We start from the raw sequence: 9,459 nt of genomic DNA on the forward strand, positions 1-9,459 counted from the left end.
CTCTCGGAAGTGCGGTAGGATGAGCCAAGTCAACTTCGCTCACTTCTGAGCGGGATTCGTCCCGCTTCCCTTCCGAGTGCTCCCATGCCGCTGCATCGATTCCCGCCACGGACCGCACGTCCGTGCCTCTCTTGGTTGGTAGCCAGCGTGTGGCTAACCGCAATGACGTCGGCCCACGGCATCGTCTTCGCAGCCCCGCCGAGCGCCACTGAGACCATCGCCAACCGCTTGGTGAAAACACTCAACGGCGTCGAAGCAGAAGGAGTCGGTCACGCGGCCGCGATGGAGTTGATGTCAGAGTCCCTGCAGGCGACTCCTGTCACAACGCCGCAACTTTTCGCGACGCTGAATTCGATGGCGGAGGCCAACCCGCGAGCCAAGAACTGGCTACGTTTGCTGGCCTCGCAACAAATCGAGCTGGCCGATTCCAAAGCGAAAACGGGTTCAACAGAGCGGTCCTTTGACGCTGACTTGCTGACGTTCTTCAATGATCGGACGCTCGATGGCGATGCCCGGTACCTGGTTTATCGCCACCTCATCGACCGCGATCCCGAACGACTCGAAACGTTGCTCGAGCAAGCCGTTGACGACCCGTTCATCCCGCTTCGGTACTTGGCAATTCAACGAAAACTGAAGCTGGCGGACGATTTGGAAGGGGAGAACGCCATCGAGGCCTATCTTGAACTGCTCCCCTTGGCCCGACATCCAGACCACCTCCGAGACATCACCGGTTCCCTGAAAAAACTCGACCGCCCGGTTCAGCTCGCCAAACAGCTTGCGATGATCATGCGTTGGCACGTGATCGCTCCCTTCGACAACCAAGACAGTCAGGGTTTCGACCAGGTCACCGATGTGGAAACCAAGTACGCCGACTCACCGCTCGACGTCGAACTGCTGGATCAATCGTTTGCCGCAAAGCCGTCGTCGGGAAACGATCCCACGCCAGCAGACGAAATGCTCGATTGGCAACCGCTTGCCACGAACGACAACGCCGGGATGGTGGATTTGAATCCAACCTACAACAACGCCAAAGAGGCAATCGCCTACGCGGTGTGTTATTTCGAATTGCCCGAGGACGAAACGACGGACGCCCAAGCACGCCTGGGTTCCATCAACGCCAACAAGGTTTGGGTCAACGGGGAACCAGTCCTGAGCAACGAGGTGTACCACTCCGGTTCGAGCATCGATCAGTATGTCTCGAACTGCCGACTTCACCCTGGGCTGAATTCGGTCCTGTTGAAAATTTGCCAGAACAACCAAACCGAACCCTGGGCTCAGGATTGGCACTTTCAGTTTCGGTTGACGGATTCAACTGGCCGCGGGATTCCCGTGACCGTGGTCAACGCCGCTCGCTGAGTCTTTTCTCACCAACGACTTCCTCAGGACCTGACTGTCATGCCTCTCTCCTCTCGCTCCATCCGCCTCGGACTGTTCGCAGCGAGCATTGCCGGACTTGGAGTGTTTTCTCCCCATGCATCGGCCCTGGATTGGCTGCAATTTCGCGGGTCGGACACCACATCCTCGTCCAGTGAGATCACACCTCTTCCGGTCGACGATTCCCTCCCGGCGACTTGGGAAGTCCCCACGGCAGCCCGGGGCATCAGCAGCCCCATCGTGATTGGTGATTCCGTCGTGGTCACCAGCAGCGGAGGAGAAGACGAACGGGACCTGTACATCGAAGCGTTTGACGCCGAAGACGGATCACGCCGATGGCTCCGCACTCTGCATGCTTTGGGACGACCCTACACCCATCCAACCAGCGCCAATGCCTCGCCATCTCCAGCCAGCGATGGCGAAAAGATCGTCGCTCTGTTCAGTTCGTGCGATTTGGTTTGCTTGAAAACGGACGGCACGCCGCTTTGGTATCGAGCCCTCGCGGTGGATCACCCACGCACTGGCAACGATGTCTCCATGAGCAGTTCCCCTGTGATCCTGGACGACGTGGTTGCTGTTCAGTTGGAGAACCAAGGCGACTCCTTTTCCAGCGGCGTCGATCTTGAAACCGGCGAAACTCTTTGGACGCGGTCGCGACCACGGCGTTCTGGCTGGGCCACTCCCGTCGCAGTTCGATTGCCCAATCCCGCGTTCGTGTTTCAGAATTCCGATGGCATCGAAATCGTGGCAGCTCGCTCCGGTGAACTCATCGCAACGCTCGCGATCTCCGGCAGCATCACATCGTCCCCCACCTGGGCTCCTCCCCTGTTGCTGGTCCCAGGCAACGGCATCACCGCTTTCAACCTTCGCGAACCGTCGTTCCCAATCGCGTGGGAAAACACTCGTCTGAATTGCAGGAGTGCTTCGCCCGTCGTCCACCATGGGCAGGTGATCGTGAACCAAGGATCAGTCCTCGCTGCCGCGGACTTTTCGACCGGCGAATCGACCTGGAAGACTCGCATGCGAGATGTCAAATCCGTCTGGGCCACCCCCATCGCCACTGCCTCGGGGATTTATGTGGTCGACCAATCCGGAACCATCACGGTGGTCGGCGAAGTCGACGCCAGTGAGAACGAGGGAGATTCCGGCACCACCAAAGTAGAAGTCCTCGGCATTGCGGAATTCACCGGTCCAATGCTTGCCACCCCCGCGGTCTCGGATGGTTCGCTGTTCCTTCGCAGCGATTCGTCGCTGATCAAGCTCGCTCAACCGACTGGCACGGAATCCAAGCCCGCCCCGGAATGATTTTATTGAACTGGTCGTTTTAAACTCGGCCGCTCCGGCGACCTGGGTTCAAAAACCGCAGGTCGCCAGGAGCGGCCTCGCCCCATAAGTCATATCGACGTCACGTGGCCGTCACTCCATGAGCGAATTCGCTCAATTGGCACAGCACTTGCCTCTGGTGTCCTTGAGGCGGCACCGCGAACGTTCGCGTTTGTCGTTCCCAACAACGTGAATCCATCCGAGGAAGCCATGCGCACCGAACTAAAATCGATCGATTGGTTGAAAGTGTTTGACCAAGAACCGGACGTTGGCCTGACGGTCGTCGGGGAGAATGGCCAGATCATTCATTACAATCACGCCGCCCTCCGTTTGTTCGGAGTCGACGACGAGGACTTGCTCGACAAAAACCTTCACGATGTCTTTTCGGAGGAATACGTCCGTGAACGAATGTCCTGGGTCCAAGAGGTCATCGACACGAACAAGCCACTTCGAGCCACACACATCTACTGCGGTCGGATGCTGGTTTCGTCGTTCTACCCTCACCATGATGACGATCAGCATTTTGCAGTGATTCTGACCCGGCTGGATGGCGTGATCCCAGAAGGGAACATCAAGGAAACGCAAAGTCAGTTCATCGACTTAGGACCGCTCTCGGTGCTCAGTCCTCGCGAATTGGAGGTGCTCGTGTTGCTGGGACAAGGCAACAGCGTTCCCGAAGTCTCGCGACTCCTGTACCGCAGTCCCCGGACGATCGAGCGGCACAAAACGGAGATTGGTCACAAGCTTGGTGTCTCATCGATCTCACAACTCACGCGGTTGGTTGCCCAAGCGGGCCTTCGTCCGGAACACCTGCCGTTGCAACGCTTTGACGCCGTCAGAAAACCGCACGATTGCACGCCTGACTTGTTGCCAGTGAACACAGAAGCATCCTCTTCAACCGTTTAACCGAGCTCGGCGGCTCGGTTGCCCAACATCACTCTCCACTTAGGACCATTCTGGTGACTGTTGGACGTCTGCACTGGATGCTGCACCAGGTGACGATCAAGTGAATCGTTCCGTTCAACGATTCAACAACGCGCCATGAATCGGTGTCAGTGTTCTGGGGCCGCGAGATCATTTCATTCGGGCAGACCGGCGTCGATCAGGTGGCAACCAAACTCTCCAGCGACGGAAATGGTTCCTGTGCCATCTGAACCTCCCTCGCCTCCATGAATTGCTCCTTTGAAAACACTGGCTTTCAGGGGCAATCACGCTCGGCTGGTGGTCCCAAACGTCTTCCATGTGACCACACAGGGACTTGACACGGCATCCCAACGGCTCAGACTGCACCCCCCGCACATTTTACGGCCGCGATATCCCTGTTGCGGAGTTTGCTTCTGCGTCGAATTCTATGTCAACTCACGAAGACACTTCCCGCAGCTTGATCGTTCGACTTCGCAACCGCGAATCGGATGCTTGGTCTCGATTTTCGATGATCTATTGCCCTTTGGTTTACCGCTGGGCACGCCGATCGAAGTTGCAGCAAGTTGACGCCGACGACTTGGTTCAAGAAGTATTCCGCAGCGTTTCGACAGGCATCGATTCCTATCGCGAGAGCATTCAGTCCGGGAGCTTTCGCCGCTGGTTGTGGGGAATCACCCACCACAAGTTGATGGATCACTTTCGTCGATTGACAGCCAATCCCCGAGCCGAGGGTGGATCGGTTGCCCACGAGAAAATGAAACAGGTTCTCGATTCTTGCTCCGATGAATCGAGCATTGATTCTTCGTTTGATGCGGACACCTGGATCATTCACCGAGCCCTGGGCTTGATGAAGTCTGATTTTGAAGAGCGCACTTGGCAAGCTTTTTGGAGGATGACTGTCGACAACCGCTCAGCCCAGGAAGTTGCTGATGAGTTGGGGATGAACAAAAAGGCGGTTCGTCAGGCCAAGTATCGAGTGCTGAAACAACTCCGCACAGAGCTGCGTGACGAGTTCCCTCTCGAAAGCGGTTAACCTTCCATTTCTGTGTGGCGCCCTCACGAATGTTTAGCAGAGACATCTTGGTCGTCGGAAATCAATGTCATCGATGTATCAAGTATTCAGTGCAGCCCCTTGAGGTGAAGTGATGGCCTCCGATGATTGTCCACCCGCAGAAAAACTGAGCGACTACGCGAGTGGGACACTCAGCGAAGACTTGTCGCTCGACATCTCCAACCACGTCGAGGCCTGCCCCGAGTGTGAAGACACACTCATCAGTTTGGAATCGAATGCGGACACACTGATCGGCAAAATTCGGCTCCCGCAACCCGAGGATTCGTACGCCAAGGAAGCCGGGCATGAGCGAGCGATCGAACTCGTTCAAGCGATTGGTTTGGAGAGCCCCAGCGACCAAGAGGCCACTTTCTCGACGGACACCGCGACGGTGCAGCCCGAGCCCAAGGCGGAGATCCCTGCCCAAATGACGGGGCGATTGGCACAATATGTTTTGCTGGAGAAATTGGGTCAGGGCGGCATGGGAGCTGTCTATCGAGCGAAGCACACGCGGCTACGGAGAATGGTGGCTCTGAAAGTTTTGCCGCCGAATTTGCTCAAGAATGCATCGGCGGTTGCACGCTTCGATCGAGAGATGCACGCCGTGGGGCAACTGGATCACCCCAACATTGTCCGCGCCAGCGACGCGGGTGAATTCGAGGGCATCCACTACCTCGTCATGGAATTGGTCGACGGCGATGACGTCGCCGTGATTGCAAGTCGCCATGGCCCGCTCCCAACGGCCGACGCTTGTGAAATCATTCGGCAAGCAGCGGTGGGGCTGTCCCATGCCAACGACAATGGATTGGTTCATCGAGATATCAAGCCATCCAATCTGATGCTGACCCAATCAGGGCAAGTCAAACTCCTGGACATGGGACTCGCTCTTCTGGAGACACCACTGGATGCTGACGACGGCCTGACTTCGGCGGGGCAAGTCATGGGGACGCTCGACTACATTGCTCCCGAGCAAGTCACCAACAGTCACGCCGTGGATATTCGAGCGGATATCTATTCGCTGGGATGCACGCTGTATCGGTTGCTCTGCGGTCATGCCCCTTTTCAAGATGCCAAGTACCAAAATGCGATCTACAAGGCGATGGCACATGTGAATACCACGCCGCCCCCGCTTGCAAAGCAACGCGCGGGCTTGCCCGCCGGCCTGATTGCGATCGTCGACAAGATGCTGGCCAAAAGTCCCGACGACCGTTTCCAAACCCCCGACGAATTGGCTGCGGCATTGGCACCGCTGACCGCAGGCCATGACTTGCAAAGCCTATTGGTCGATCCATCTGCGGATGCTGCGTCACCGAGTTTCTTCGCAGGCGCAGCCGACGCAGAAACTGCGACGACGAGTTTCGTATCGTTGGCGGGGCAACCGAATACCAACGAACCGAGCGCCAGCAAGACTGTCGCGAAGCCAGTCTTGCAAACCGGTTCATCCATGAGCGGTGGCCGCCGTGTCTGGCCGCTGGTCGCTGGACTCGGCGGTGCCGCAATGATGCTGTTTGCCGCCGGCGTTTTTTTCCTCCTGACGCCCCAGGGAATGTTGCGAGTTGAAATCAACGATCCCGACATCGAGGTCCGCGTCAAAGGTGATCGCATTGTCTTGCACAGGGATGACAAAGATCCGATTTCCATGGCAGCGGGTGAGCACACACTCACGGTCACCCAGGGAGATCTCAGCTTTGACACGAAGCAATTCACGTTGAAAAGAGGTGAGACGACGACCGTCAAAGTCGAGCTGATGGACGGCGTGCTGCAAGCCACAACGTCAGATGGATCGATGCTTGGTCAAAAACAAACTCGTGTTCCTACGCCAGCTCGCAAGCCACTGCCGAAGTCAACATCGCCAGCGTTAGCGAGCGGCACTGAACAGCCCACCACCTCCCCCCTCAATGAAGACATTCGATGGGCGCATGAAGAGTTGAGAGCAGTCATCACGTTACGTAGTGAGACAGGCCATGATTCAACGATCGGTCCCGGTCAGCCGCTTCCGGAACCTCCAGGAAAGCTGATCGGGCTCACTTTGACGAAACAGAGACCAGCAACCGATTTGGATATGCGACGAGTGGGCTCCCTCACCGATCTGGAGTCATTCCATTTTGGCAGCACGACGAAATCTTCCCCGACGTTCATTGGGACCGCTCAGGGGATGCTTGAACTGGGGCGACTTTCGAAGTTGCGGTCTCTCGATCTGGGGGTTTTGCGGGAGGGAGCGGGCGGTGAGAAGGTGCTTGCAAATTTGGCCCTTGAGTATCTGCATCTTCCTTACGCCGGCGTCAATGAATGGGCAGCAGCGGCCGCGGGACACCCGACCATCACCCGCTTAAGCTGTTACCGTGCGCACATCTCCGACGCGGCATTGAAGGGGCTGGAACAGGGCCAGAGGTTGAAGATGCTCGATCTTGGAGACTCCCCAGTCGCAAGCCCTGCAGCGATTGAGCACTTCACCGCTGCCGTGCCGGGATGCAGCATCCGACTACCAAATTTTGAGGTCATTGACCCTCGCGGAAATCAGTTTGGCAGCGTGCGGCGAAATGTGTCATGGAAACAAGCGATCGGTGGAGAACCGCGGATGAGTCCTCCATTGCCAACCGCAGTCACAGACAGCGGCAAAAGCCCAACCCCCGAGGAAGACATTCGCTGGGCTCATGAAGTCTTGAAAGCAGGCATCACCCTCCGCAGTGATACAGGAAAGGAGTCCACAGTCACCCCGGAGCAGCCGCTGCCAGAAAATCCAGGGACACTGGTAGGCATCACCTTGGCGGGACAAAAATCAGCAACCGATTTGGATCTGCAACGCGTGGCAGGCTTCGCCGATTTGGAAACACTTGTTTTTGCCCATTCGCCTAATTCCAGCCCCAACTTTGTAGGCAGCCATCAAGGAATCCTTGAGCTAGCGAGGCTTCCCAAGTTGCGGTCGCTTTCCGTCCACTATCTGCCGGGAGTAGGTGGAGAAGAAGTACTCAAGGACCTGCGTCTTGATTCTTTAAGCCTGCCTTGGGCCGACGTCAACGAGTGGGCGGCCGCAGCGGCAGGGCATCCAACACTTACCACGATCAGCGCCTACGGGACACAACTTTCCGATGCGGCACTGAAGGGTCTGGATGAGAATAAAGGACTGAAGTTGCTCGATCTCTCTGGAGCTGGAAGTCTAAGCCCCGAAGCGATTCAACATTTCGCGGACTCCGTCCCCGGATGCCGCATCAGATTGTCGAAATCGGAATTCATCGAACCGCGTGAAAAAGAGTCAGGTGCCGTGAATCGCAACGTGTCGTCGACTGAAACGATCGGTGGAGAACCGCGGATGAGTCCTCCATTGCCAACCGCAGTCAAAGACAGCGGCAAAAGCCCAACCCCCGAGGAAGACATTCGTTGGGCTCATGACGTTTTAAAAGCAATCATTACCCTGCGTCGTGATACCGGTAGCATGTCCACCATCACTGCGGATGAACCGCTCCCTGAGGATCCCGGGACACTGGTTGGTATCAAACTAACACCACTTCGCACAGCGACCGATTCCGACCTGCAACGGATCGGATCATTCACCGATCTGGAGTCCTTTTCAACCGGTAAAGCGCTGACGGGAGCTCCCACGATTCAGGGGACCGCTCAAGGGATCCTCGAACTGGGACGCCTTCCAAATTTGCGAACGCTTGACCTACATTCCTGGACTGGACTGGGTGGCAAGGAGCTTCTCGCGAATTTGCAAATCAGCAGTTTGCGTCTCCCTTCCGATCGCGTCAATGAATGGGCGGCTGCGGCAGTGGGACATCCCACGATTACCAGTCTCAGCGCCTTCGTGACGCATCTCACGGACACGTCGCTCATGAACTTAGAACAGAACTCGGCGTTGAAGCATATCGATCTCCGATACAATCCAAAACTGACTCGCGCTGCGGTCAACCATTTTGCTGCTGCCTTACCGGGATGCCAGATTCAGTTGCCGGACTATGACTCTCTGGAAGCTCGCGAACGAATGTGGGCCGGTCTCGCGCCCCGAGAGGGTTCGACAGATGGAGCGACGCCAGTTCAAAACGATGAAGGTGAAACGGGCGGCTTCAGCCCAACCCCTGGCGAGGACATTCATTGGGCAATCCATGAACTCAAGGCGGTGGTTACCCTGCGTTCTGAGATCGGCACAATCGCCACCGTCATCCTCGGTCAACCACTCCCAAAACTTCCCAGCATGGTGGTCGCGATCGAATTTTCAGAACGGACGGTCGCAACGGATAACGATCTTCGCCGCGTGGCAAGCTTCAGCCACTTAGAATCTCTCTCCTTTGGTTATCGGGATAGTGAGGGAGCGAAGTACATAGGAAGCGACCGGGGTATCCTTGAGCTGGCAAGGCTACAACACCTGCAGGTGCTGAACGTTCACGCTGTGCCGGAGGTGGGCGGTCAAGAGATTCTCCGAAAACTACACCTGGAGCATTTGTATCTCCCCCACGAAGGCACGGATGCGTGGGCAACAGCGGTTGCAGGGCATCCCACATTCACCAGCCTCAACGCCTTCCGAACCGGCCTTTCAGATGAGGCTCTGAAAGGATTGGAACAGAACAAGGGTTTGAAGGTGCTCAATGTTTCAGGAGCCGCAAACCTAAGCCCTGAAGCCATTCAACATTTTGCGGAAGCTGTTCCGGCGTGTCGAATCAAGCTGGATCACCTCCAGTTCATCGAACCTCGCCATACGGAACCACCACCCGAAGAGTGAACAAACGTGCATGGATGTTGGACGGTTCGCAAACTTTTCTGTGGCGCCCTTTCGAAACACTTTGCAGAGG

The 9,459-nt window shown here is 56.7% G+C and carries 5 protein-coding genes; all 5 read left to right on the forward strand.

The window, feature by feature from the left end; all coding sequences use genetic code 11:
* The first annotated feature begins 162 nt into the window (after window positions 1–162).
* The 5 genes from UH5x_RS09830 (at window position 163) to UH5x_RS09850 (ending at window position 9,389) form a co-directional block, all read left to right on the forward strand.
* Window positions 163–1,356, forward strand: a complete 1,194-nt coding sequence (locus tag UH5x_RS09830; protein ID WP_482635555.1) for a hypothetical protein — start codon at window positions 163–165, stop codon at window positions 1,354–1,356.
* Window positions 1,357–1,395: 39 nt separating this feature from the next.
* Entirely contained in the window at window positions 1,396–2,679 is a 1,284-nt protein-coding gene (locus tag UH5x_RS09835; RefSeq protein WP_482635556.1) for an outer membrane protein assembly factor BamB family protein, read from the forward strand.
* Between the two features lie 228 nt (window positions 2,680–2,907).
* Window positions 2,908–3,603 (forward strand): PAS and helix-turn-helix domain-containing protein, encoded by a 696-nt coding sequence (locus tag UH5x_RS09840; RefSeq protein WP_236696186.1) that lies wholly within the window; start codon window positions 2,908–2,910, stop codon window positions 3,601–3,603.
* 445 nt (window positions 3,604–4,048) lie between these two features.
* Entirely contained in the window at window positions 4,049–4,654 is a 606-nt protein-coding gene (locus UH5x_RS09845) for an RNA polymerase sigma factor (RefSeq protein WP_482635557.1), read from the forward strand.
* A gap of 112 nt (window positions 4,655–4,766) precedes the next feature.
* A complete protein-coding gene (locus tag UH5x_RS09850) occupies window positions 4,767–9,389 on the forward strand; it encodes a serine/threonine-protein kinase (RefSeq protein ID WP_482635558.1) in 4,623 nt (1,540 codons plus the stop codon).
* The last annotated feature ends 70 nt before the right edge of the window (window positions 9,390–9,459 follow it).

The sequence above is a fragment of the Rhodopirellula sp. UH5 genome (assembly GCF_056839225.1).

Excerpts from the sequence above, each read along its gene's own strand:
- UH5x_RS09840 (WP_236696186.1), top strand. The coding sequence starts at position 2,908 with ATGCGCACCGAACTAAAATCGATCGATTGGTTGAAAGTGTTTGACCAA.
- UH5x_RS09850 (WP_482635558.1), top strand. The coding sequence starts at position 4,767 with ATGGCCTCCGATGATTGTCCACCCGCAGAAAAACTGAGCGACTACGCG.
- UH5x_RS09830 (WP_482635555.1), top strand. The coding sequence starts at position 163 with ATGACGTCGGCCCACGGCATCGTCTTCGCAGCCCCGCCGAGCGCCACT.
- UH5x_RS09845 (WP_482635557.1), top strand. The coding sequence starts at position 4,049 with ATGTCAACTCACGAAGACACTTCCCGCAGCTTGATCGTTCGACTTCGC.
- UH5x_RS09835 (WP_482635556.1), top strand. The coding sequence starts at position 1,396 with ATGCCTCTCTCCTCTCGCTCCATCCGCCTCGGACTGTTCGCAGCGAGC.